A 24,205-nucleotide genomic window follows, 5' to 3' on the forward strand; every position below is an offset into this window, starting at 1 on the left:
ATTGGTCTCAAGTAACCGTCTATATAATAAGTCTGTTAGAGTATAACCGATGATAATTATTAAATTCGGTTATGTGAAATGTCTATAATCTATAAGCCTTTCATTAATTATTCCCATTCTTTGTTTAGTTAATTAACCGCCATGCTAAAAACCTTGTTGGGCGACCCCAACGCTCGTAAACTTAAAAAATACCAACCTTACATCACTGATATTAATCTCTTTGAGGAAGAAATTAAGTCTCTTTCAGATGAGCAGTTGAAGGGGAAAACAGTAGAGTTTAGACAGCGTTTGGCAAAGGGTGAAACTCTTGACGATATTTTGCCGGAAGCTTTTGCAACTGTTCGAGAAGCTGGACGGCGTGTGTTAGGGTTGCGCCACTTCGATGTGCAAATGTTAGGTGGTATTATTCTACATACAGGTCAAATCGCCGAAATGAAGACTGGTGAGGGTAAAACCCTTGTGGCGACTTTGCCGAGTTATTTAAATGCTCTAAGTGGTAAAGGTGTACACGTAATAACCGTTAACGACTACCTAGCTCGTCGAGATGCTGAGTGGATGGGTCAGGTACATCGGTTCTTGGGTTTGAGTGTAGGTCTTATTCAACAAAGTATGACACCGCAAGAGCGTAAGAAGAATTACGACTGCGATATTACTTATGTAACAAATAGTGAAATTGGTTTTGACTATCTGCGCGATAATATGGCGACAGATATCAAAGATGTAGTGCAGCGTCCCTTCAATTACTGCGTTATTGACGAAGTTGACTCGATTTTGGTTGATGAAGCACGTACACCGTTAATTATATCGGGGCAAGTTGAGCGCCCAACCGAAAAATACCTCAGAGCGGCAGAAATTGCAAATGCACTCAAAAAAGATGACCATTATGAGGTTGATGAGAAAGCACGTAACGTGTTGCTGAGTGATGAAGGGTTTGCAGAGTCAGAAAATTTACTTGAAGTTACCGATTTATTTGACCCAGAAGACCCTTGGGCACATTTTGTATTTAATGCTATTAAAGCTAAAGAATTATTTTTAAAGGACGTTAACTATATTACCCGTGGTGGTGAAGTGGTTATCGTTGATGAATTTACAGGTCGGGTTATGCCTGGGCGCCGTTGGAGTGATGGTTTACACCAAGCGATTGAGGCAAAAGAACACTTAGAAATTCAGCCAGAAACCCAAACTCTTGCAACAATTACATATCAAAACCTGTTTCTTTTATACCCTAAATTGGGTGGAATGACGGGTACAGCAAAAACCGAAGAAGCTGAGTTTGAAAAAATCTACAAGCTGGAAGTTACCATAATACCCACCAACCGAACTCGATTGCGGAAAGATTTATCGGATATGGTCTTTAAGACTGAAAACGGTAAATGGACTGCCATTGCAAGGGAATGTGCGGAAATGCACGAGCTAGGTAGACCTGTATTGGTGGGTACTACTAGTGTTGAAAAATCTGAGTATCTCAGTCAGTTGTTACGGCAAATGGAGATACCACACGAGTTGCTTAACGCGCGTCCAGAAAACGTAGAGCGTGAAGCGGAAATTGTCGCGCAAGCAGGACGAAGTGGTGCTGTGACTATTGCGACTAACATGGCAGGTCGTGGAACTGACATTATCTTGGGTGGTAATGCTGAGTATATGGCACGTTTGAAGGTGCGCGAATACTTTATGCCACGTCTTGTTCAACCAGAAGACGAAGATACTTTTGGTATTCAACGTGCTAGTGGTTTACCTGGTGGTCATGGTGGTGGTGGTCAAGGGTTTGTACCTGGTAAAAAGGTAAAAACTTGGCGTGCTTCTCCAGAAATTTTCCCTACTCAAATTGGAAAAGAGACTGAGAATTTATTAAAGCAAGCAGTAGAGTTTGCCGCACGTGAGTATGGTGAGCGCAGTTTACCCGAACTTGAGGCAGAAGAAAGAATTGCTGTTGCCGCAGAAAAGGCGCCTACTGATGACCCAGTAATTCAAAAATTGCGTGATGCTTATAATCGTATTCGGCACGAGTATGAAGAGTTTACCAAAACTGAGCATGACAAAGTTGTTGAGTTGGGTGGGTTACATGTAATTGGTACCGAGCGTCACGAATCGCGCCGTATCGATAATCAATTACGGGGACGTGCTGGACGACAAGGAGACCCTGGAAGCGCCAGATTTTTCCTCAGTTTAGAGGATAACTTGATGCGGATTTTTGGGGGAGAGAAAGTCGCCAACTTGATGAACATGTTCAACGTCGAAGAAGACATGCCTATTGAGTCGGGTATGTTAACTCGTAGTTTGGAAGGCGCCCAAAAGAAAGTCGAAACATATTATTACGACATTCGGAAACAAGTATTTGAGTACGACGAAGTTATGAATAACCAACGTCGTGCTATTTACGCGGAACGGCGCCGGGTATTAGAAGGGCAAGATTTGAAAGAGCAAGTAATTAAGTATGCTGAGAAAACGATGGATGACATCGTTGACTACTACATTAATATAGACTTGCCTTCAGAAGAATGGGAACTCGATAAATTAGTTGAAAAAGTTAAAGAGTTTGTTTACTTACTAGCTGATTTACAATCGGAACAGTTGGTAGACATGTCGGTGAGCGAAATTAAGGCTTTTCTTCATGAGCAAGTTCGTATTGCTTATGATATGAAAGAGGCACAAATCGACCAAATTCAAGCTGGTTTAATGCGTCAAGCCGAACGCTTCTTTATTTTGCAGCGTATTGATACTTTGTGGCGTGAGCATTTACAAGGTATGGATGCTTTGCGTGAGTCGGTAGGTTTACGTGGTTATGGGCAAAAAGACCCATTAATTGAATATAAGAGCGAAGGTTACGAATTATTCTTGGATATGATGACAAATATTCGTAGAGACGTTGTATACTCGCTGTTCATGTTCCAACCTCAACCTCAACCTGCTATGCAGCAATCGGAAATGGTGTAAGCTTTAACAATTGAATATTGGTAAATTACCTCTTGTAGCACAGGCATCCCTGCCTGTGCATTTATTTTATTATAATTTTTCACTACAAAGACTATTAGACCACAGAGAAAAGAAAAATTAACCACATAATCTGTTAACGAAGTTTTGCCGCAGGATAGACACAAAGAACACAAAGAAAGAATTATTTAGTTAGATATTAGGGTACTAACTCCAACATCACAAAGCGTAACAATGAAAAAAATTTTATTTATATGTAGCCAAAATAAACTTAGAAGTCCAACTGCAGAAGCAATATTTTCTGAATACGAAGGATTAGATGTAGAATCTGCGGGTTTAAACCATGACGCTGAAGTACCTCTATCTGTTGAAGCTGTAGAACGCGCGGATATTATATTTGTAATGGAAAAAGCTCATCGAAACAAGCTATCAAAAAAATTCAAGCCGTATTTGAAAGGCAAGCGAGTTATTTGTTTAGACCTACCAGACGAGTATGATTATATGGATGCTGACTTGATTGATTTGCTGAAAATTAAAGTACTTCCTTTGTTGGGAACGTTTTAACACGTATTATTAATGTATTATCTAGGCGCCGAAGTCGGTCAAAAATGAAAACAAAGGTATATTATTTGACCGAAAAACGCGAATTTCGTATTTATATTGAGAAAAACACGGCTTTTTATCTTGACCAAAAGTATATAATTTTACTATCTAAATAGTCATGTTAGGCGCCTTTTAAGCGTAATTCATTATAAAGGCGCCGTCAAAATGGTAAATACGTGCATCAAACCCAAGATACGGTAGAGACGTTACATGTAACGTCTCTACCATGTATTTAATCAAAATTTAAAACGCAATTCTTAGTATGCTTATTATTCCAAAGCTTCTTCGGATAGAGGAATTTCATTAAGTCGAAGCTGAAATTCCTCTACAGAAGCTATGGTAATTGATTGTTCGAGAAGTTTTCTCAACACATCTAAATCTTCTATTGCCTCAAGACGCTCGCTAACTTGTGTTGGTGTAACACCAAACCGTGTCCTCAAAGCCGTGACAACTGACTCACGAGTCGCTTTGACCATGCCATCTAGTTCGATATCTGTAATATAAGGCACTCGTCCTTCCTCCTGAATACGTTTAAATTCTTGTTTAAAGCTGATTTCCAATGGTTTTGGTAATACCATCATCCATTGAATTAAGCGGAACAACTCCAGTATTTCATTTTTAGTATAACCACGTTCATAAAGTCCGCGCACTAAAGTTAATTTGGATTGAAACCTTTGGTTTGGCTTTCCAAGAGTTTCCAAAGTACTTAAATGTGCCATTATTACCACTGCAAATGGATTTAATGAAAGCTCTAATTCGCTCCAACGCGGTTGAAAATCTAACAACTTCACCATTAGATATTTTGTGCCGCTAATAAATCCCCAACGTGTATAAGCGAATCTTGTCGGGCGCCAATTTTTATCATCATCTCCCAATACCGCAAGACTAATGACTTCTCTGCCATATTTATCGGATATTCTATTGTTGCTAACGTGCATTCGTCTGGGGAATTCTTTTTGGTATTGGGTTTGGATTTCAACGTGAATCAATACAAAAACTTCTTCTCCATCATGGAGCCAGACTTTTACCAACTTGTCTGCAACCCTATTTCCAATTTCAGCGTCTCTAATTATTTCTCTTAATTCTGTATCCCATGATTCATAACCTCTCTGCCAATCTATATCTCTATGAATATGAGGAAAACATAGCTCCATGAATGATTCAAAATATACATCTAATGCTTCTTTCCAAGGGCTATCGTAATCTGATAATACTCTTTTTGCCATTGTAGAAATTCACCCATTTAAAACTCAATACAATATTATTTTATCAGATAATATATGTTTAAATGTTAATTAAAATAACTAATTTTATCGATTTTATCTAATATTAATATGCTGCTAGTATTGCGTGTATTTTGAATTTTGATCCCCCCAACAGAGCGCGATTTCGGGGGGCTAAGATTTTTACTTATGAAGTCCCCCCGAAGAGAGCGGGGGATTTCTTTTAAGTACTGTAGCTCACGCAGATAAACTCTGTTATAATAACGACACTGAATTACATTTAACAAATTAGGGGTAATAATGTTGCATCACTTGTGTATTTTCGCGCTTCCCCTGTCACAATGAGTAATAGTGATTTTTACCTTTGAGCCAAAGACTGCTGCATGACCGTTAACAATATCCTCCAATACGAATCAAATATCTGGGCAACTGCTGATTTACTAAGGGGTTGCGGCATTAAGGAGTCGGAGTGGCCATCTTATATGATGCCATTTTTTGCACTGGTGATGATTGAAAGTCGCTTGGTGAGGATGTTTGATGAGTTAAAGGCAGAAATTGGCGCCGAGGCATTGGCAGATATCGCAAAAGAGGATTTAATCGACCTAATTAAGGATAAGGGGCAGGGATATAACGTTTATATTTTTGAGAGGAACCAAACCCTGAAGGATATTTGTAAAAATGATAAATCCTTTGACGTGGACTTTGAAGCATACCTGCGGGGTTTTGATGGGGAAACAAAAGACCTGCTGGGTGTTGATGCGACAGAGGGGGAGAAGTTTCTCGATATTAAAGGGATAATTACAAAGCTTAAGGCGAAAAAAGCGCTTTTGGGTTATACGAAAGAATGGAGCGGTATTAATTTAAAACCGTTTGATAACTCAGCAATTACAACGCTGGAAGAGCATATTAAGCGACGTTGGGCGGATATTTCGGCAGAGACAGCAGGGGAACAGTACACACCAGATGATGTAATTGGGCTAATTGCGGAAATTATTGCTTCTAAGATTGAGGAATCTGATAAGCTGTTAAAAATTTACGACTGCACCTGTGGCGGTGGTAACTTATTATTCGGTGTGGAAGATAGAATTAATGAAAGGTCTAAGCGACTAACCCAAACTTTTGGGCAAGACTGGAATGATGCGCTGTACGCACTGGCAAAAATTGAAAGTCGGTTTCGGGTGGATTCAAAAATAGAGCATGGCAACACACTCACAGATGATAAATTTTATAACGATGAGTTTGATGTAGTAATCGCCAATCCCCCCCTATGGGGGAATGGTACTTACTTAAGGGTAAACGTATTGGTATGATAGGCTTGCAGGCTCTGGTGATGGCGATTTACACGGTCAGCGCCTACATCAATATCAATACGTATAAACTATATATCAACGTAAAGCGCGATTAATTTATTAGTGGTGAACGACAACTTATCACTTTCTTAAATCTAACTATCAATTATAAAATCAATGAATACTTAAGTACTATTTAAATACTTACTAATAAAACCGGAGGGCGCGTGAATAAATCGCGCATTCAGGGCGGGCGCCTGTAACACTATGTTAAAAATATCACAGCTATACAAGGAGCTTACTTGTTTTTATATAAGAATTTAGCTCCGGAAATAGTATGTGCAATATGAGAGAATAGGCATGTAAAAAATCTCCAAGCAAGGTAAAAAAGTGAACTGGAAAGCAAGGTTAAATAGGAACCTGCTTGATTTCACTTCATTCAGGACTTGGAGACAAAATCAAAAAACAATTATATCTACTATGCCTAATTGTGTAGAAATTCTCAAGGAAAAATTTAGTCGTTCTCTAGGAATACCGTGGCAAGGAATCTTATCAGCATCAACAATTGAAGAAGTTCTGTTGTCATCAACTATCTCAGACACAGAATTATCATCACAGACATGCTTGATAAAATTGTACAAAAGCTACTTCCAGATCGTAGCGACCGTACTGAGCCAAGAGTTATAAAACGTAGACAAAAATCATATCCTTTTATGACCAAACCAAGAAATGCTACTAAACCTCAAATTGCTGCGTAAAGTGTATTAATACAAACATCTTTTAATTTATTTTTGTGATGATTGTATAGCATTTTTATCTCTTAGCCAGACTTCATAAAGTATAACAGAATTCAGAAATATAAATTGCTTAAAAGCTAATTTTTAAAGCTTTTACAACAACAATTTTACATCCTGAGCGTTTGATTGTACTTACTTACTTACTTACTTACTTACCTCTATTCTTAAATATAGTGTTACAGGCGCCCGCCCTAAATGCGCGATTTATTCACGCGCCCTCCGGTTTTATTAGTAAGTATTAAATAGTATTTGCGTATTAATTAAGATTTTGTAATTATATAGTTAGATTTGAGAAAGTGATAAATTGTTTTTCACCACTTATAAATTAATCGCGCTTTACGTTGATGTATAGTTGATACGTATTGGTATTGATGCAGGTGCCGACCGTGTAAATCGCCATCACCAGAGCCTGCAAGCCTATCATACCAATGCTTTTGCCTTGGAGCGAATGCTTAAGTAAGTGCCATTCTGAAGTAGGGTGCGTGACGCCATGAAAAAACTTCAAAGTAACGACAATACTTGTAGCGTCACGCACCAACGCACTTTTGCCATAGTAAATAGTATCAAAGTCATAAGTGTCTAGATGATTATAAAAAGTTTAAGTTTACAAATGCTAAAAGGATACACTGAAAATTTGCACTCTTGGACGGGCAGGATGCCCATCCCACAAGAGTTAGATAAAATCTAAGTGTACAAATTAATAAATTGTTAGCTTAGATAGGGCTGCTAAACATCCTCCTTAAGCTGAAAGTTGGCAAACTTCTGTAGGAGCTTTTGTTCCTCAGATGTGGCTTTGCGAATACGCTCCATCATGTAAGAAGCACTATTTTTATTAATTCCTAATTCTTTGGCTAATTGACGAACACTAATACCGTCTGGCGAATTATGTATCATGCGAATAGCCAACTGCCATTTCTCCATACTTATATGAGTTTTGTGAAAGAGTGTACCGACAGTAACGCTGTATGAAGTATAACAACTATTACAGTGATATCTTCGCTCTTTTTTGTAAGGTGTGGCATTATTTGATTCACAGTAAGGGCACTGTGGCTGTGCTTCCCAGCGGATTTTTTCTAGAAAACTAAGATACTTGTCGTTATTTTGTCTCATCTTAAAGCTCAGAACACTGAGCTTCAAGATTCGTCAAAATTTTAACCTAATGGCAAGGCTTGCATGTGACAGTCGTTATGAAGTATAAGCCTTACTACTCTACATTTGTTTTGGAAAGTAACTTACATAACACATAAATACGTATGTTGCAGATTGTCTTTATTAGCTGCTAAGTAATGTATTTCTTAAGAACACAAGCTAGAAAGCTTATAAAAATTCTTCAAAATCGCTTGTGTTTATAAGCATTTGTAGCGAGTGACAGGCTCCGCGTGTGAGCTTGCTACGCTTTTTAGCTCTTCTAAGTAGTAGTTCATCATCAGTAAGCCACTGTCCCAGTTAACGGTAGTGACTTGTCAAAAAGAAACTATTAGTATGACATCTTAATAAGGAATATAACCAATAGTAAAAAATTGGTTATAAACGCTTAGTAATTTTGCATAAGTCTCTATTAATGTGATAAACGAATTTCATAAAAATAAATATTTATATTAATTGCGTAGGCTAGTCAGTTTTCGGATTGTTTCTTGTTTTTTTAAATCTTACTAAAAATTTTATTGAAACTAAGTAGATATGGTACGAAAAGATTTTCTAACTCAATTTATTGACACCTTAGAAGGAATTCGTTCAAGATTAATAAACTTGCGCTCTTCGCAGGTACAACAAACAGTCGCGTATTTAAAATTGGCAATAGATAGTCTTAAAGCTTATGAAGCTAGTAATGAACAATTTATACCAAAGCCTCCTCCAAAAAACATTACCAATAATTCAAAAAGAGAATTTTACCAAAAATCAAATTTAAGTTCGCAATCGATTTCACATATAAAAGATGGTTCTATATGGGTGAGCGAACACTATAGGAATGGGGTATTGGTATCAGGTCATTGGAGAAAAAGGTCTTTGAAGCGTAAGAAAAAATTCTAAATATTTTTCAAAATATTTAAAATTAAGTGTACTTATTTAAGTTGTCTATCAACATATCAATGAAATAGCTTATCACATTGAATACATTTTTGTTAGATGCAAAATCTTTCAGAGCGATATCTCTCAACTTATTTAAAGCATCAATATATAGTTGATTAGGAAACTCGCTTAAATCATCATAAAAATAGTCTATTTCTTTGGCTCGCCAAGTCTGAAATGCTTCCAGAAGCCAATATAAACAATTATACAAGTTTAGATGATATTGAAACTTTGCCTCGTCCTTAGCTTCTTGGGTTCGATAACTTTTCAAATGTTGTGCTTTTAGCGTTTTCTTGACTAAAGTTTCAGCTAATTCCCACCGTATATTATCATCTTGCAGCCATTTTTCAGCTGGTTTAAGAAATTGAGTAGTTTGAATGAATGATTCAACTGTATCTATTGCACTACTAAATTCTTTAGATAGTTCTTCAGAAGTAGCAGAATCTCGCTGATTCGCTAAATACTTATGAACTATTTTTTTTATTTGGTCTGGTTCTGACTCTGATGACTTCTCAAAAAGTTGTCCACCTTCATTGTCTCTCCAGCGTAAATAAAGAACTGGACGATACCACTGATTGGTTTCAAAACCTATTGCTTCATAACCGTCACTAACTGCGGTAGCAAGAGAGTTTTTTTGTCCTAATGAGCGGTAAAATTGTTCTGTAAAAGCTTCTGCTACAGATACTTCAATTAAATATTGCATTGCTACTACTGCGGGTATTTGACGACTGATCAAGTTTTGGGCAATACCATTAAAATTTGAATCACCAGCAAGTGCCATGCCTGATTTACAGGCGCTAAGTACTAACAAGAGTATACCTTGTTGACTTTTATAATTAAAACTATGTTTCTGTATTAAATCGCCGAACTTAGTAGCACTCACGTAATCTGCTGTACCCTCATCGCTTTCAAAAAGCAAATATCCTTGAGGGCTACTTAAATCGGAATTACAGTATTTACATTTGCTCACTTTTACTCCAGAATTAATTTTTCTACATAGCTGGTTTGTACAAGCTCTTCCATACATCCCATGTCCATCAAAATGAATTATGTGAGGAATTTTTTTATTTTTATTTTCAGTCAGATATGTTCGAAATTCATTAAATTTATTGATTTTACGTTTAGAAAGGGAAACAAATTTTTGTCGTTGAGCTTTAGCTATTCCTTTACGTATTGCCTCTTGCTCACTACTAGGAAATTGCTTTAAATCATTATTAGAGTCGAAAGCTCTTGAAGAAACTAGAAGAATATTAAGCTTCTCTACTGGTGGTAAATTTGGTTGGACAGCATCATAAGCTATATATCTTGAGAAAGTAAAATTACGTTGTGCTAGAAATTGTTGACCGTCATGCACTAATTCCCAAGGATAATAAGTTAAATCAGATGGGTTTTCACTTCTATAAGTAAATTGTATGTGAACCTTACTATGCTTATTATCAGCTAAAGTAATAACACTATTTAATATTGACTTAATTTGACTATTAGGTGGAAAAAGGGCTTGAAACAGATTATTTCCAATAAGAACTAATAAGTTAGGATTAAAAGCATTTTTTTCCTCTTTGATTAATTTATTTATTATCATCCAATTTATTTCTTCCTGGTGAAATTTATCAACAGAAAAATTAACAATATCTAACGTCTTAATTATGGTGTTAAGTCGGCTAATGCCATTATCAAAAAAAGGCAAATTTGATTTAATTTCTCCCTCACCTGCACTAGAATCAGCAGAAATCTTGAAGTTAAGTTCATCTATGGCAGATAGAGACAACTTTAACAGTTCCACCTATATACTTCCTTAATTTCAAACCTTACTAGTATTCATCTACTATGTTTTTTTCACTACCTTTTGTAAGAGCTTCTACACTAGTTTCCAAAAATTGCTTCCACTGTTCTGGATTATGCTTTTGATAGATACTAAGCAGTTGTTCTTTTTTCAAAAGAGGAGAAAGTGTTACTTTCACCTTTTGCACATCGTCTCTGCTACCTCCCCCACTTAGTTCTCCCCCACCAAATTGCAAAACATTAATTTTTACCCCACCTTTTGCTTCTTTTTTCACTGTTACCTGTAGCTCTAACTCAATAGAGTCTACACTAAGGAAAGGAGTGTTGCTTTTATCACTTGGGTAAGTAGAAAGTAGTTCTTGCTTAACCTGCTCTATCAGTTCTGCTAATTCTACGCGGTTTTCTTCTGGCATTGGGGCATCCTTTGAATCAACTTCTACAATATGACAGCTTGCCTAATCCGAGAATATAGGGCTGATAGAATAATATTTTATACTAAAATTTCTGAAAATACGATTACCCGCCAATGATTCAGGAACTGCCAGATGTTGGCGGTAAAGCTTTGTGCGTAGATAAATTATAAATTAACCGAAGCGTACTCTCATTAGCAGGCGCCGTTTCCCAGTGGTTGGGAAGCGTGGAGGATTTACCAGAAATTGTACGGTTACTTTTACGAGATGAAAACGAAAAATGTGAAGTTATGTAACGTTAACCTGTTTCCAGTTGATAATTTTGGACATCAGGAATTAATCGAAAAGCGTAAAGCCTACGCTAATAACAAAAACGTCTATTCTTTACTACTACAATATGCGGCGGGCTTTGGCAAATCCAATATCATTGGCTGGACAGCGCTTCAACTCAAAGACCTACGACGCCACGGTGAATACGTCTATGACAAAATCATGATTGTGGTAGACCGCTTGCAACTCCGCAGCCAAATTGATTCAAAAATGCTCAACATGAATATCGATAACCGCATGTATGTTGAGGCAAATAATAAAAAAACGTTTCAAAATGCCCTCAAATCTGATACCCGTTTGGTTATCGTCAACCTGCAAAAGTTCGGCGCCGTCCGAGAAATGCTCGATGCAGACACCCTGCAAAAATTAGCCCAACTCCGCATTGTTTTCTTAATCGACGAAATTCACCGCTCCAATAGTGGCGACCAACACGAAGAAATGGTCAACATTTTTGATGAACTCCAAACCCCCTTCGATGAACAAACCCAATACAACCAAACCCGCACTAAGAAAAACCTGATAGTTGGTTTTACCGCAACCCCCGACAACCACACTCTCGCGCGCTTTGGAGAATTTAGTGGTTACGCGGAAAGTGAAAAGCTTTGGGTTCCCTTCGACTCTTACACGATGAAGGAAGCTATCGAAGACGGATTTATTCTCAATCCTCTAAAAAACATTGTCCCAGTTGCCTCCAAAATGCTGTTTGATATTCCTAGCAATACATTAGAAGGTTTTTCAGAACCCAATTACAAAGACGTAGATAAAAAAGATATTTACGAAAACCGTGACCGTATTGATGCCATTGCCCAATATATTGCCGACTTGCTGGTAAAAGACGTTTATCGACAAATTCGAGGTACGGGTAAAGCTATGCTAGCGGTATATTCGATTAAAGCAGCAATCGCTTACAAACAAGCAGTTACCCAACATTTCAACGAACTTGTCAAACAGCCCAAATATGCTAAATATGCCGAGGCGCCTATTCATATAGTTTATTCTAGTAACCAAGACCAACAAGGTGCCGCAGGGTTAAATAATGGACTAACTGAGGAAAAGCCTCCACCCAACCTACAATTCTTTAAGTAAGTGCCGTTCACCACTATAGGTGCATATTTTTAAATTATTCGCTTTTTCTATTCAGTAATTTAGTATATATTTATACATTTAAGTAAGTAAAATAACTGTGGATGGTGATATGGCGCCACTCAAAGTTAATTATAATTTCGGTCATGTTACCAATAGTTTATATAATTATGGTAAAGCTTAATATTCTTCAACGTATTTGTACCAGTAGGCAACGAAGCATTGCTGACTGCATGATAGTGTTTAGTTCAGCAAGAATACATACATAAATGTTTACGTGTAATCCAACTGATTTCAATTCACGCATCAATATAAATAAACTTGAAAAGCTAGGTCGATTTGGTTGGTATAGAAATCTTGTTGGTTATTATAAGAAACAAACGCAAAGAAATGATATGCTTGACTTGGAAGCGAATGATATAAATGTGTTTGCTTCAAGTGTTGATATTCCCAAGGCAATTTCTACCGTTAATAGTCAAGCAGTGTGGTGCGGGTTAAATTTACAACCACACTTGATATCGTCGATTCTATTGCACGCAAAATCAACTCTATGTGTTGACCCAAAGTTGGATGGAATTGCATTTTACTCCCACCAATATGAAACAGTCAGTAAAAAACAAATATATCGTGGACTTGTTACAAATACTCACAAGTGTGATTCAATATCCGCAATTGCGTACAATAGAATTTCGCTTCGACTAGCAACTAAATTTCTAGGTTATAAACCAACTAAAATCACATCGCATCTAACGTGGAGCTTTCCTACATCACCCACTGATAGCAACGTAAATCGTGATTATGCACCCACTAACTGGCACTATGATGTCGTTGGTTGTGAATCGTTGACACTCAATTTTTATATTACTGATGTTAGAGGTAACAATTCAGGACCGCACGAATATATCGAAAAAAGTCACGGGAACTATACGCCACAAACACTGTTATTCTCAAATAATATTATTACTGCCGACAAAATTGAAAAATATTTCAGTTCAAGCAATAAAATAATGCTTTTTGGCAATGCAGGGTTTGGATTTATTGAAAATCCTACTTGTATTCATCGTGTGAAACCCCCAACCACAAGTAGTAGATTAATTCTACAAATAAGATATAGCTAGCTATATTATTGACTAAATGCAGAAACAAGCAGGCGCCTACTTTATTATCTGACTATAAAGGCGCCTGCGATTAACTTAATATAAAGTAAAAGACTAATTAAAACGATTAATTAACTCTTCGCTCCTATAATTGCAGCAGTAAACGGGTATATTCCTCAGTGGGTAGAGCTAAAATTTAACTAGAGCATTTCAGGAAGTTGTTGCATGTTGTTAAAGACTATTTTGGCGCCATTAAGAGCAAGAGCGGCGCCATCGTTATATTGAGCGTAGCCAAACACTGTCATTCCTGCTGCACATGCTGCTTGTACACCTGTTGCAGAGTCTTCAATTACAAGACAATTTTCTGGATTTGTATTCATTTGCTGGGCTGCATAGAGATACAAATCGGGAAAAGGTTTGGGACGTTCGACATCATAGCAACTATATAACTTTCCTTGAAAGTTATGCAAAAGGTCGGTTAATGTTAAAACCATTTGAATATGGCGATGACTACTGTTTGATGCAACACATTTTGGTAATGTTATTTGCTTTAAAACTTCGGTAATTCCTGGAACTGGCTGTAGTTCTTTCTGCAATGCGGCAATTTCTCGTTCTTTACAAAGTTCAATAAAGTTTTTGGGCAGTGGTCTACCGTAGGATTCTTTTATAATTTCTAGACAGGTGGCAAGTGACTTTCCAATAAATTGCTGCATCACTTCTTCATAGGTAATCTTAAATCCTGCCTCGTTTAATACTTCAGCAAAAATACGATTCACGATTGGTTCGCTATCGACTAACACTCCATCGCAATCAAAAATAATTAGATCAAAGCGGTTTAAGTCCATACTCTTGCCTTAAATCCCGTATTTTACCAAATTACAGTCCTAAGTACGGCGCCAGGGCTAGAGTTTTTGTACTATCGCTAAGGAGAACGCTATCACAGAGGTTAAATAGTTCTAGCTCGGTAGAAGTTTTTCGCATCAACCGCAGGAAATGCCCTTCAGCATCAACCAAGAGGGCTATATAATTAAGGAACATTTTGAGGTAGCCTAGACGCGATTGTACTGGAAAGTTATCTTTACTAGGGGTTTGCCATAAACGTTCGATATAATTGCGTACCTCTACTAAAGGAACGGGTGTAATTGGTTCAGACCGTAAAGCTTGCCGAATTTGATTAAAAATCCAAGGATTCCCTATTGCCCAGCGTCCTACCATTACACCTGCTGCTCCCGTATTTTCAAGCACTTCGAGGGCAGTCGTTGCAGAGTGAATATTACCATTAGCAAGCACTGGACAATCGACCCGTTTAACCGCATCGGCAATCAAATCATATTTTACTACCCCGTGGTACATGTCTTTTACTGTGCGACCGTGCAAACTTAGTAAATCTATGTTGTGGCGATTGATTATATCTAATATTTCGTAAAATGTATCTGTATTTTCAAAGCCGACGCGCATTTTGACAGTCAAAGGTTTATCTTGTACTGCTTGCCGCAGTTCTGCCAAAATTTTATCTACTTTTTCTGGTTCTCGCAGTAATCCACCCCCAACATTTTTGCGATAGATTCTAGGCGCCGGACATCCCATATTTAAATCAACTCCAGCTATATTATAGGTGCATAGTTCCTTTGCTGTTCTTACTAAGTCTGGAATGCTTTCGCCAATCATTTGAGCAAAAACAGGGCGCCCTGTATCGTTTTCGGTGATTGAAGATAAAATGGTACGATTGAGGCGTGAGGTTTCATTGACGCGGAAATATTGGGTAAAGAAGTAATCAGGACTGCCGTATTGAGCAATGACCTTCATAAACCAGAGGTTTGTGACATCTTGCATAGGAGCAAGAGCGGTGAGGGGTAGGTTTTTCTGGAGTGTTTGGGGAAGCAGTACCTGGGACATAGAGATGAACAGCGATTAAAGCATTACTCTATCAAAAAAATGTGCAAATTTTTTTTCCGGATGGGTCTATGACAGTTTTGTGCCATTTACTGGTAACTCTTCGTGCCAGTAAAGTGGTCGCTTTGGTTCTTTTATCTACTTGCTTGCTGTTTTACTCTGAAAGTGTCAGTAAAAACAATGGCGGCTCAAACATCAAGTTCTAAAGCTGAAAAGTAATTATACAGATGTTTGAGTTGCTATTTACACTCATCTGAAAAAAATTAAGAACGCCCGTTAATAGAGGTTATTATGCAACACTTTTTGAAGTCTGTGGCGACGATGATTGCTGTTTGTGCTATTACATCGGTGCGTTACGTTACGTTACAAGTTTTATCACTAAGTTCAAATTTTTCGTAGCGTTATGCACCCTAGGTTTTATGTTTCGGTTGTGTAAGTTTTATTCTGCACAAAGATGTTTGTTTTTGAAAAGTAATTAAATTGGAGAAAAAATAATGACGATTTTTGGTTCTAAAAATAATGACAGATTATTTGGTTCTGCTGGTAATGATACCTTTGTTTCTTCTGCTGGAAATGATGTAATTAGTGGTGGTAGCGGTTTTGATACTGTTGATTACAGGAATTTTGGGCAAGCTATCTCACTTTTGCCTCGTGGTGGTATTGGTAAAAGTAGTTTTGGAACTGACCAATTATTGAATGTTGAAAGAATTATTGCTCCTAATGTTCTAGGAAATACAATTAATGCTTCGAGTGGCGCCAGGGGAGCTTCTTTAAATGTTGATTTAAGTCAAAATCGACTGACTGTTAACAATGTTCCAGGAATTGGTTCGTTGAATTTTCAGGTGGTAAATTTTAGTAATGTTTTGGCTACTGGTAATAGTGATAGGGTTGTAGGCAATAATTTTAATAATACGATTGATGGTTTTGCTGGTAATGATTCCCTTTTTGGTGGTGGTGGGAATGATTTATTGATTGGTTCTGCTGGCAATGATTTGGTGGTTGGTGATGCTGGTAATGATGTTTTGTTGGGTACTAATCAATTTTCGCGCGGTAAGGGTGAGTTTGATGTTTTGGTGGGTGGAGCTAATAATGATGCATTTGTTCTAGGCGACCGCAGTGGGTCTTACTATGGTTTTGGTAATGGTGATTATGCTCAAATTTCTGATTTATCTAGGGGAGATGTGATTCGGTTGGGTATTGGTGAAACTTATTTTGCTAGACCAGATGCTGCTGGGTTTGATTTGTTTGTTGCAAGAGGGTCTGGTTTTGATTTGGTTGCAGATGTTCGCAGCACGTTTTCCGCTGCTTTACCCGCTGGTACTTTTAGGCTCGCTTCTGGTCAGAGTTTAGGTATATTTTTAGGCGCCTAAATTTTAGGAGTGTGGAAAAGTAAGAATATGAACTTCAAGAAAAATAAGGAGATTACTCATGCGAAAATTCATATCAATTTTCATGCTGGTTATTGTTTTACAATTGATATTTTTTTTCTCTCAATTCATATTTTTTAGACCGATTATAGCACAACAAACTAGTAGCAAGCTATACGGAGTACATGAGTTTAACATTGCTAGACAGGTAGGACGTAATTTGCCAGAGCGAATTAGCCAAGTGCAGCAAGTAGGAGCGAAAGTTGTTCGTTTACCAGTAACTTGGCATTTGATGGAACCGCAGCAACAAGGAATAACACCGCAATGGTTTTGGGATGAACTAGACGCAGATGTGTCTGCTGCCGAAAAAGCAGGAGTTAAGCTGATTATTGAATTAGGACAGACACCATGTTGGGCTTCATCGGCACTAAATAAAAGATGCAACGACTCAAGTTACACCGATTACTTGCTATACCCACCGACGAATTACAATGACTATGCAAACGCTATTGCTAAACTTGTACAGCGTTATCGTAGCAGGGTTTATGCTTGGGAAATTTGGAATGAGCCTAATCTTAGAGGTAATTGGAAACCGCTTGGCTCTCGTCCCTTGGCAATCAACGACTTGAATAATTTGTTTATCAATCTTCAAGGCGCCTCACAATATACAAATCTAGTGAAAGCATCTTATAGCAAAATCAAAAGTGTTGACCCCAAGGCTACAGTATTAGCAGGCGCCATTGCTGGTGGAGATGTTGATTATGTCAACGAAATGTATAAGGCTGGCATTAAGGGTTACTTTGATGCGCTGTCAATGCATCCTTACAGTGGTGTTTATCCTGGTGATTCTAGTGGCAGGAGTTACGGACCGAATGAATGTCCAGCAGGAGTTGAATCTTCAAAACTGTGGTGCTTCAAGATTGGTGTTGAGCGAGTTAGACAAGCGATGTTAGCCAAAGGTGATGACAAACCGATTTGGTTTACTGAATTTGGTTTTAGTAGCACAACTGGATGGAATGGTTCCAGATTTCCAAACGACCAAGCTGACCATCTACGCTCTTCTATTGCCTTAATTAACACTTGGAATTTTGTTCCGGTTGCTTGTTGGTATCAACTTGTTGACCGATATGCGAAAGATGACCGTGAGGGTAGGTTTGGACTTTTTAACATCAATGGTCAACTTAAACCTTCTGGTCAAACTTTTAAGCAGCTTGTGAGTGTGACAAAGCCTGTACTTATCTCGCCAAAAGGTGAAATTACAACTAATACGCCAAGTTTCTCTTGGCAAGCAGTACCTGGAGCTACTAGTTACAAACTTTGGGTTAACGAGTATAGCAACCCCAATATACCAGGTAAAATTAATCGCGATTTTACCCCTACACAAGCTAGTTGTACTAGCAACAGTACTTGTACAGTTAGTCCTGGGGTGCGTTTTGCACGAGCCAGCGCAGAATGGTGGATAACTGCAAATTTCAGTAACGGTAGTTCTCAACTTAGCGATAGCGCGACATTTACCGTGAAATAAGGGACTTCCAAATAAAAAAATCTCCAATATTTTCTTGTGGAATGGGCATCCTGCCCGTTCATTCAAAGAGGGCGGGCAAGGATGCCCACCCCACAAGATGGAGAATTAAATATTTTGGAAGTCCCTAATTAGAGTAATTAGAGCTTTCTGTTACCATACCCAGAAAAATTTGGGGTATGGTAACATTCTCGTATAAGCGTCATATCATGTTCGATTAATTACCCATAACATAGATAGCGTAGAGACGCGATTAAATCGCGTCTCTACAGTATTTGTGTTTTGGCGCCGACTTATTTAGGGTCTATTACAGTTTTGTGCCATTGTTGGCAACTCTTCATGCCAGTAAAGTGGTTGCTTTGGTTATTTTATTTACTTGCCTGCTGTTTTAATCTGTAAGTGTCAGTAAAAACACTGACGGCTAAAACATCTGAAAAAAATTTATAACTTAGTTGAATAGAGGCTATTATGCAACACTTCTTGAAGTCTGTGGTGACGATGACTGATGTTTGTGCTATCACATCTGTCCCTGTTTTATTAAATACTGAGTCTGCTAGTGCTAATGAAGGTATGCGCGGAAGTTATGTAGGTGTTGGTATTAGTGCGGATGGAAGTGGCGCCGCAGCATCTGCAACAGGACGTATTGATTTAAACCCTGTTTCGATACGAACTACTGTTACGGGTGCTTGTGATAGTGGTTTATGTGCAACTTTGGTTGTTCCGACTGTTACTTATGATTTTGGTATTGGTAAAAACGCAAATATTTATGCAGGTATTGGTGCTTCGGCTGTTTCGATAAGTGATAGTAATTCTTCGGTTTCTTTGGGCACTGGTGCTGTGGTGCAAGCAGGCGCCGAAGGAGCTATTAACCAAAATGTTGTTCTCTATGGTGATGGAACTTATTTCACTAATGGGGGTGGAACACTTTGGAAAGTTGGTGTTGGTTATAGGTTTTAATGGCAGTGTTATTTTTGGGTTTTAGATGTTGTTTGAAAAGTGTCTGTGAATGTCATGCTGAGGAACGTTAACGCAGTTTTCCCGCAGGGTAGCATCTGGTGTATATGTCCAAAACCCTAGATTCTTCGTTCCGTAAGACTCCACTCAGAATGACAATTTATACCTTAGCCGACTTTTCAAACATCCTCTTAGCTCGACTTTATCCATTTTTCTTCAACGCCTAAGCATAGGCTGAAACCTTTATGAGACGGTAGTTTTACTTTTTCTATTTCAGCGTAAACTAGTGACATTGAAAAAGTTTTTGCCTAAAACCTAAGATTTTTGCCAGATAAAGGCAACCAAGTTCTTAATTTTGGATAAAGTCGAGCTTAGATGTTGGGATAGCTTTTGATTCTAAAATTTAAAGCCCAAAGTTAGTACATTGTGTTTCAATCCGCTTCGCTTTTGTTTATCTTTGACGGTTTGTGAAATTTTATTAATCTGGAGAATTGAGAATATGAACTTCAAGAAAAGTGTTTCGACTGGAGCTTTACTAATTAGTGTAATTGGATTATTTGGTTATGATGCAAGGTATGAGACCCACACCTCGAAATTTTCGTCGTAGATATGCATTAATGTTATGGGAAAGATGGGTAGTTGTTAATGTAGTGGCAGAGATTCTTAGTTTTACGATAATTTCGATTATAATTCATTCGATAAAATTTGCTGAGGATGAAAATTCTAATAATATTTTGATTTTAATGGGATTAATTAGAGGGGTTGTATTAGGAGTTGCAAGATATTGGGTTTTGCGTCGGTATCTTTCTAATTTCATATTTTGGTTAGTTGTAACGACAATTGCAGAATTTTTAGAATGGATATTGTTATTAATGGTAAGTACGGTGATTGTTTTAGAGTTAGCTTTGAATACAGAGATGATAGGGACTTTATCCATATTTCTAAAATTGTTGTGGCTGGGAGCTAGTATGGGTATTTTGATGGGTTTTGCTCAGGGTTTGGCAATGATAAAATATCTGCAAGCAAGTATCAAGCAAATAGCTTGGTGGATTAATGCTAATGCTTTTGCTTCTGCTATAGGTGTATGGTTGGGTTTTATGAGTTTGGGTACAGGAACTTTTTTTAATTTGGTTATGATTGGGGTGATAATGGGAATCACATATGGGGGAATTACAGGTTTTGTATTAATTTATGTACTAATTTTGCCTTATCATGTTTCAACTGATGGCATAAAAGTGCCACGCTTTTAGGTACTTTCTGCCTAAACTTTGGCACAGAAAACCCTTACATTGTTAAAAATATTACTTTATATTAAGTTATCAACGTATGTAGTTGTGTGGTTTATGACAATCGATTTATTATTTACACTCAAACAATGATATCTGTTGAGCAGATTGTAATCTTAACTACTTTTATATCAATAGCAATGCTTCTGGGTTCTCGTTATCGTACAAAAAATGCATTGCAGTGGTGGTATGAGACGCAATCTATAGAATTCAACGAAGAAGCGGAGTTTGCTAAAAATGGCTTGTTACAAGAGTCTTTTTTCCTTCGCCGGAGTATAGAACTATTAGATGGAAATCTCACGTCAAATTCTGGCAAAGTTAAGGAAAAATACTTAAATAGCATCGAAAAGATATATGATGCAGTTACGGAGTTGATTAATCACCTGTCCCCTGCCTATGTCAATGATAGTCTACCATTGGCGATTCAGTACTTGGTTTCGGCTTGGAAGATAAAAGTGACAGCAGCAAGTTGGGTGACAAAACTACCTGTTGACTGGGATAACGAGTCTCCTATACACAGTCGAGTCCTGTTATCGTTACTGAATCGATTATTCCAAGTTATTTTATCGCAGCAACAAATACCGCAGCAAATACAAGTTTGTTTAGCCAAGCAAGGAGATTTAAATGGAGTAACAGTCAACTTTAATTATCAAGATACTCTCATTGTCAACAAAATTAGACGAATAAAAGAGTTAGATTATATCAATAAAATATTTGCTATTTTAATTTCTGGAAAATTTTATTATTATCAAAAAGATGCAATATTAATATGTCGTCTTAATTGGAAAAGCGATAGTAAATTGTCATAAACTTACTTTTAAATCGGAGCATTTTACCATGAGTCAAGCTTTATCTAACCAAGAAATATTAAGAATTTTGGTCGTTGATGACCATGAGTTAATTTTAGGCTCAACTGTTCAGGTTTTAGAGCAGCACTATTCAAAAGTAGATATGTATACTGCTAAAACCGCATGGGAAGCTTTAGAAAAGTTAGATAAGGTTAAGCCTAATTTATTTGTAGTTGATATTTCTATACCAGATAAAGAAGGAGGAAGCGCGCGCTCGGAGGTAGGGATTAATTTGATTAAGACGGTAATGGAACGCTATCCTTCGTTACCTATTGTCGTACAAAGTGCTGATTTTCGTCCTTTGGTGAAATTAAAATTTGCAATTCATGAACACGGCGCCGGGTTTATAGTCGCAGAGAAAAAGCTTACAACACAAGAGATGCTGACAAGGGTAGATTGGGCATTTGGTGGTGTAATTTATACACCTAAAGAAATGCGTTCTGGTTTGGAAGTTAAAGAGGAATGGTTAACGGTATTGGATTTAGCATTTAATCATGGACTGCAAGACAAAGCAATAGCCGAACAAATGAATATAGGTGAAAGAACAGTACGTCGTTACTGGACAAATATTCAAGATGTCTTGGGTATTTATCCAGAAGATGGAAAAAATCTCCGGATTTTAACAGGGATTCGAGCTAGACATGAAGGATTAATTGATTGAAGTATATTTAAAATAATTAACGTTTACATTGTTCACGTCTATTATGTTCAATTATATATATTAATAATAAAGGTCAATGACACATCAGCTTTGGAATAGAGTTAAATCAGAATTCGCTGTTTGGCAAGTTGGTTTACTGCCAGGGCTACTGATATTTCTTGCTGTCATCATCGCGCGTCTAACAGGTTCTTTACAGTTTTTAGAATTAGTAATGTTAGACAATTTTTTACGGTTACGTCCTCCAGAACCAGTAGATGAAAGAATCGTAATTGTTGGCATTACTGAGAGGGATATTGAAAAAGCAAAAACTTACCCAATCCCAGATGGTAATATTGCTAATTTATTAAAAAAGATTCGCTCCTATAAACCTGCCTTAATTGGTCTTGATATCATTCGGAATGTTTCTGTTAAACCCGGAACTGAGGAATTAAATGCAATTTTTAGGGATAAAAATAATCAAGATGTATTTGCAGTTGAAAAAGCTTTGAAAGACCGTGATGGCTATACGATAGCACCACCACCAAAAATAGCGAAAGAAATGGTTGGTTTCGTAGATGCGATACTTGATGACGATGGTTACTTACGACGCAGTATTTTAGATATTTCTTATGGGTCAGTAGAACCTCGCTTGTCTCTTTCTTTATTATTAGCAGCGCATTATCTACAAATTCATGACCAAAATATTATATTAGAACCAGGAAAAAAAGACCCACTTGCTGCTCGTTTTGGTTCCCTGGAACTAACGCGCTTTCGACGTAATTTTGGAGGATATATTAATGCAGATGACGGTGAAAATCAAATATTGCTGAACTATCGCAGTGGAAATCAACCCTTTCGTTTTATCTCTGCTGGTGAAGTTGAAAGTGGAAAAGTGAAACCTGAATTTTTTAAAAATCGTATTGTATTGGTGGGTATTACTGCTTTAAGTGCCAAAGATGTTGTCAATTCATCGGCAATTGGAGGAATAAACCCAGCACTAGTATATGGTGTAGAAGCTCAAGCTCATGCTATAAGTCAAATTATTAGTGCAGTATTAGATGGAAGACCATTACTCAACGTTTGGTCTGATGGTTGGGAGTATATATGGATTTTTGGTTGGGGAATAGTAGGAATAAGTCTTGGAAGATTTTTGCGTTCACCCTGGAAAATAATGTTTGTGTTGTTGACTAGTAGCGGTTTATTACTTCTATTTTGTTATGGATTAATTATGCTTGGTTGGTGGGTTCCTGTTGTTCCAAGTTTAATCATTTTATGGCTAAATGGCGGAGGATTGACAGCTACGTTATTTTACCGTTACTACCAAGATATTAAAGTACGCGAATCAAGACTTAAAGAAAAAGAAGCAGTTAAACAACGTATTTTTACAAGAATTCATAATGAACCACTACAAACTTTACAATTACTTCTTAGAGAAAGAGATAGTATACCTGAGTCTTTATTATTAAAATTAGAATATTTAAATCAAGAAATACGAGATATTTGTGATGACGACAAAGCACATGTACTAGATGAAGAGAATGTTTTGGTATTGGGAAATGATATGAGAATAAATTTACGACAACCATTACGGGAATTGTTACAAAATGTTTATATACATACTTTAGAAAAAGATTTTCCTTATTTTCAAGGTATTCAAGTCAAAATTATTAACTTCGACCCAATTGATGACTCGAAACTTAATGTAGAAGATAAACGGGGGTTATGTCGGTTTCTAGAAGAAGCATTACTCAATGTAGGTAAGTATGCTAACGGCGCCACACGTTTGCATGTTGTTTGTAAACAAGAAAACGGTAAGCAAATAATTAGAGTTACAGATAATGGAATAGGAATAAACCAGGATTCTTCATCTCAATCTTTAGGTACAAAACTAACTAATAAATTAGCAAAAAAACTCCAAGGAGAATTTCGTAGGTATTCTCATAGCCCAAAAGGTACTATTTGTGAATTTATCTGGTAAATATAAAAACCTACACCCTAGAAGGGTGGGGCTATATTCACCGCGCCTGCCAAAGCCGGCTGATAGCGAATGCAGTTTTCTGCATCTAAATAGGCACTTCTG

Annotated in this window: 20 protein-coding genes; 14 read left to right on the forward strand and 6 right to left on the reverse strand. The window is 37.3% G+C overall.

Annotated features, from left to right (window positions below; all coding sequences use genetic code 11):
- Positions 1-141: 141 nt before the first annotated feature.
- Entirely contained in the window at positions 142-2,934 is a 2,793-nt protein-coding gene (secA, locus tag DSM106972_RS36715) for a preprotein translocase subunit SecA (protein ID WP_127085323.1), read from the forward strand.
- A 231-nt stretch (positions 2,935-3,165) separates the two neighbouring features.
- Positions 3,166-3,495, forward strand: coding sequence for a low molecular weight protein tyrosine phosphatase family protein (locus DSM106972_RS36720; protein ID WP_127085324.1), 330 nt, complete (start codon positions 3,166-3,168; stop codon positions 3,493-3,495).
- A 308-nt stretch (positions 3,496-3,803) separates the two neighbouring features.
- Here the strand turns inward: DSM106972_RS36720 and DSM106972_RS36725 are convergent, their stop codons facing one another.
- Entirely contained in the window at positions 3,804-4,760 is a 957-nt protein-coding gene (locus tag DSM106972_RS36725) for an RpnC/YadD family protein (protein ID WP_127085325.1), read from the reverse strand.
- 380 nt (positions 4,761-5,140) lie between these two features.
- Here DSM106972_RS36725 and DSM106972_RS36730 point away from each other — a divergent pair, with 380 nt between their 5' ends.
- On the forward strand, positions 5,141-6,067 hold the full coding sequence (locus DSM106972_RS36730; protein ID WP_233787357.1) for an HsdM family class I SAM-dependent methyltransferase: 927 nt from the start codon (positions 5,141-5,143) through the stop codon (positions 6,065-6,067).
- A 599-nt stretch (positions 6,068-6,666) separates the two neighbouring features.
- The gene (locus DSM106972_RS36735; protein WP_186538679.1) at positions 6,667-6,804 is read left to right on the forward strand and encodes a hypothetical protein; all 138 of its coding nucleotides are present in this window, start codon (positions 6,667-6,669) and stop codon (positions 6,802-6,804) included.
- A gap of 765 nt (positions 6,805-7,569) precedes the next feature.
- Here DSM106972_RS36735 and DSM106972_RS36745 read toward each other — a convergent pair.
- Entirely contained in the window at positions 7,570-7,953 is a 384-nt protein-coding gene (locus tag DSM106972_RS36745; protein ID WP_127085327.1) for a transposase, read from the reverse strand.
- Positions 7,954-8,523: 570 nt separating this feature from the next.
- On the opposite strand from DSM106972_RS36745, the gene DSM106972_RS36750 reads away from it, so the two are divergent.
- The gene (locus tag DSM106972_RS36750) at positions 8,524-8,874 is read left to right on the forward strand and encodes a hypothetical protein (protein ID WP_127085328.1); all 351 of its coding nucleotides are present in this window, start codon (positions 8,524-8,526) and stop codon (positions 8,872-8,874) included.
- Between the two features lie 22 nt (positions 8,875-8,896).
- Here DSM106972_RS36750 and DSM106972_RS36755 read toward each other — a convergent pair whose 3' ends face one another.
- Together DSM106972_RS36755 and DSM106972_RS36760 are read right to left on the reverse strand one after the other, a co-directional pair.
- On the reverse strand, positions 8,897-10,696 hold the full coding sequence (locus tag DSM106972_RS36755; RefSeq protein ID WP_127085329.1) for a CHAT domain-containing protein: 1,800 nt from the start codon (positions 10,694-10,696) through the stop codon (positions 8,897-8,899).
- A 28-nt stretch (positions 10,697-10,724) separates the two neighbouring features.
- Positions 10,725-11,108, reverse strand: a complete 384-nt coding sequence (locus DSM106972_RS36760) for a trypco2 family protein (protein ID WP_127085330.1) — start codon at positions 11,106-11,108, stop codon at positions 10,725-10,727.
- Between the two features lie 264 nt (positions 11,109-11,372).
- Here DSM106972_RS36760 and DSM106972_RS36770 point away from each other — a divergent pair, with 264 nt between their 5' ends.
- Positions 11,373-12,521 carry a DEAD/DEAH box helicase family protein gene (locus DSM106972_RS36770; RefSeq protein WP_233787356.1) on the forward strand — a complete coding sequence of 383 codons (1,149 nt, stop codon included), beginning with the start codon at positions 11,373-11,375 and terminating at the stop codon, positions 12,519-12,521.
- A 266-nt stretch (positions 12,522-12,787) separates the two neighbouring features.
- Positions 12,788-13,636 (forward strand): hypothetical protein, encoded by an 849-nt coding sequence (locus DSM106972_RS36775; RefSeq protein ID WP_127085331.1) that lies wholly within the window; start codon positions 12,788-12,790, stop codon positions 13,634-13,636.
- Between the two features lie 179 nt (positions 13,637-13,815).
- On the opposite strand, the gene DSM106972_RS36780 is transcribed toward DSM106972_RS36775, so the two are convergent.
- Positions 13,816-14,460: an HAD family hydrolase gene (locus DSM106972_RS36780; RefSeq protein WP_127085332.1), complete on the reverse strand. Its 645-nt coding sequence runs from the start codon at positions 14,458-14,460 to the stop codon at positions 13,816-13,818.
- Between the two features lie 31 nt (positions 14,461-14,491).
- Positions 14,492-15,511 (reverse strand): tRNA dihydrouridine synthase, encoded by a 1,020-nt coding sequence (locus DSM106972_RS36785; RefSeq protein WP_127085333.1) that lies wholly within the window; start codon positions 15,509-15,511, stop codon positions 14,492-14,494.
- A 491-nt stretch (positions 15,512-16,002) separates the two neighbouring features.
- On the opposite strand from DSM106972_RS36785, the gene DSM106972_RS36790 reads away from it, so the two are divergent.
- The 7 genes from DSM106972_RS36790 (at position 16,003) to DSM106972_RS36820 (ending at position 24,103) form a co-directional block, all read left to right on the forward strand.
- Positions 16,003-16,878 carry a calcium-binding protein gene (locus tag DSM106972_RS36790; protein WP_127085334.1) on the forward strand — a complete coding sequence of 292 codons (876 nt, stop codon included), beginning with the start codon at positions 16,003-16,005 and terminating at the stop codon, positions 16,876-16,878.
- A 58-nt stretch (positions 16,879-16,936) separates the two neighbouring features.
- Positions 16,937-18,400, forward strand: coding sequence for a cellulase family glycosylhydrolase (locus DSM106972_RS36795; protein WP_127085335.1), 1,464 nt, complete (start codon positions 16,937-16,939; stop codon positions 18,398-18,400).
- A 465-nt stretch (positions 18,401-18,865) separates the two neighbouring features.
- Entirely contained in the window at positions 18,866-19,354 is a 489-nt protein-coding gene (locus DSM106972_RS36800) for a hypothetical protein (protein ID WP_127085336.1), read from the forward strand.
- Positions 19,355-19,914: 560 nt separating this feature from the next.
- Positions 19,915-20,601, forward strand: a complete 687-nt coding sequence (locus DSM106972_RS36805) for a hypothetical protein (protein WP_127085337.1) — start codon at positions 19,915-19,917, stop codon at positions 20,599-20,601.
- Positions 20,602-20,726: 125 nt separating this feature from the next.
- The gene (locus DSM106972_RS36810) at positions 20,727-21,446 is read left to right on the forward strand and encodes a hypothetical protein (protein ID WP_127085338.1); all 720 of its coding nucleotides are present in this window, start codon (positions 20,727-20,729) and stop codon (positions 21,444-21,446) included.
- Between the two features lie 28 nt (positions 21,447-21,474).
- Positions 21,475-22,146 (forward strand): response regulator transcription factor, encoded by a 672-nt coding sequence (locus DSM106972_RS36815; protein ID WP_127085339.1) that lies wholly within the window; start codon positions 21,475-21,477, stop codon positions 22,144-22,146.
- A gap of 76 nt (positions 22,147-22,222) precedes the next feature.
- Positions 22,223-24,103: a sensor histidine kinase gene (locus tag DSM106972_RS36820; protein ID WP_127085340.1), complete on the forward strand. Its 1,881-nt coding sequence runs from the start codon at positions 22,223-22,225 to the stop codon at positions 24,101-24,103.
- Positions 24,104-24,205 lie beyond the last annotated feature (102 nt).

The sequence above is a fragment of the Dulcicalothrix desertica PCC 7102 genome, from assembly GCF_003991905.1.
GTDB lineage: Bacteria > Cyanobacteriota > Cyanobacteriia > Cyanobacteriales > Nostocaceae > Dulcicalothrix > Dulcicalothrix desertica.

Bases quoted from the DNA above. Each gene is read 5' to 3' on its own strand.
- DSM106972_RS36750 (WP_127085328.1), top strand. From the start codon at position 8,524: ATGGTACGAAAAGATTTTCTAACTCAATTTATTGACACCTTAGAAGGA.
- DSM106972_RS36810 (WP_127085338.1), top strand. From the start codon at position 20,727: ATGATATCTGTTGAGCAGATTGTAATCTTAACTACTTTTATATCAATA.
- DSM106972_RS36780 (WP_127085332.1), bottom strand. From the start codon at position 14,460: ATGGACTTAAACCGCTTTGATCTAATTATTTTTGATTGCGATGGAGTG.
- DSM106972_RS36805 (WP_127085337.1), top strand. From the start codon at position 19,915: ATGATGCAAGGTATGAGACCCACACCTCGAAATTTTCGTCGTAGATAT.
- DSM106972_RS36785 (WP_127085333.1), bottom strand. From the start codon at position 15,511: ATGTCCCAGGTACTGCTTCCCCAAACACTCCAGAAAAACCTACCCCTC.
- DSM106972_RS36730 (WP_233787357.1), top strand. From the start codon at position 5,141: ATGACCGTTAACAATATCCTCCAATACGAATCAAATATCTGGGCAACT.
- DSM106972_RS36775 (WP_127085331.1), top strand. From the start codon at position 12,788: ATGTTTACGTGTAATCCAACTGATTTCAATTCACGCATCAATATAAAT.
- DSM106972_RS36760 (WP_127085330.1), bottom strand. From the start codon at position 11,108: ATGCCAGAAGAAAACCGCGTAGAATTAGCAGAACTGATAGAGCAGGTT.
- DSM106972_RS36735 (WP_186538679.1), top strand. From the start codon at position 6,667: ATGCTTGATAAAATTGTACAAAAGCTACTTCCAGATCGTAGCGACCGT.
- DSM106972_RS36725 (WP_127085325.1), bottom strand. From the start codon at position 4,760: ATGGCAAAAAGAGTATTATCAGATTACGATAGCCCTTGGAAAGAAGCA.
- DSM106972_RS36790 (WP_127085334.1), top strand. From the start codon at position 16,003: ATGACGATTTTTGGTTCTAAAAATAATGACAGATTATTTGGTTCTGCT.
- DSM106972_RS36745 (WP_127085327.1), bottom strand. From the start codon at position 7,953: ATGAGACAAAATAACGACAAGTATCTTAGTTTTCTAGAAAAAATCCGC.
- DSM106972_RS36795 (WP_127085335.1), top strand. From the start codon at position 16,937: ATGCGAAAATTCATATCAATTTTCATGCTGGTTATTGTTTTACAATTG.
- DSM106972_RS36815 (WP_127085339.1), top strand. From the start codon at position 21,475: ATGAGTCAAGCTTTATCTAACCAAGAAATATTAAGAATTTTGGTCGTT.
- DSM106972_RS36720 (WP_127085324.1), top strand. From the start codon at position 3,166: ATGAAAAAAATTTTATTTATATGTAGCCAAAATAAACTTAGAAGTCCA.
- DSM106972_RS36770 (WP_233787356.1), top strand. From the start codon at position 11,373: ATGAAAACGAAAAATGTGAAGTTATGTAACGTTAACCTGTTTCCAGTT.
- DSM106972_RS36820 (WP_127085340.1), top strand. From the start codon at position 22,223: ATGACACATCAGCTTTGGAATAGAGTTAAATCAGAATTCGCTGTTTGG.
- DSM106972_RS36800 (WP_127085336.1), top strand. From the start codon at position 18,866: ATGCAACACTTCTTGAAGTCTGTGGTGACGATGACTGATGTTTGTGCT.
- secA (WP_127085323.1), top strand. From the start codon at position 142: ATGCTAAAAACCTTGTTGGGCGACCCCAACGCTCGTAAACTTAAAAAA.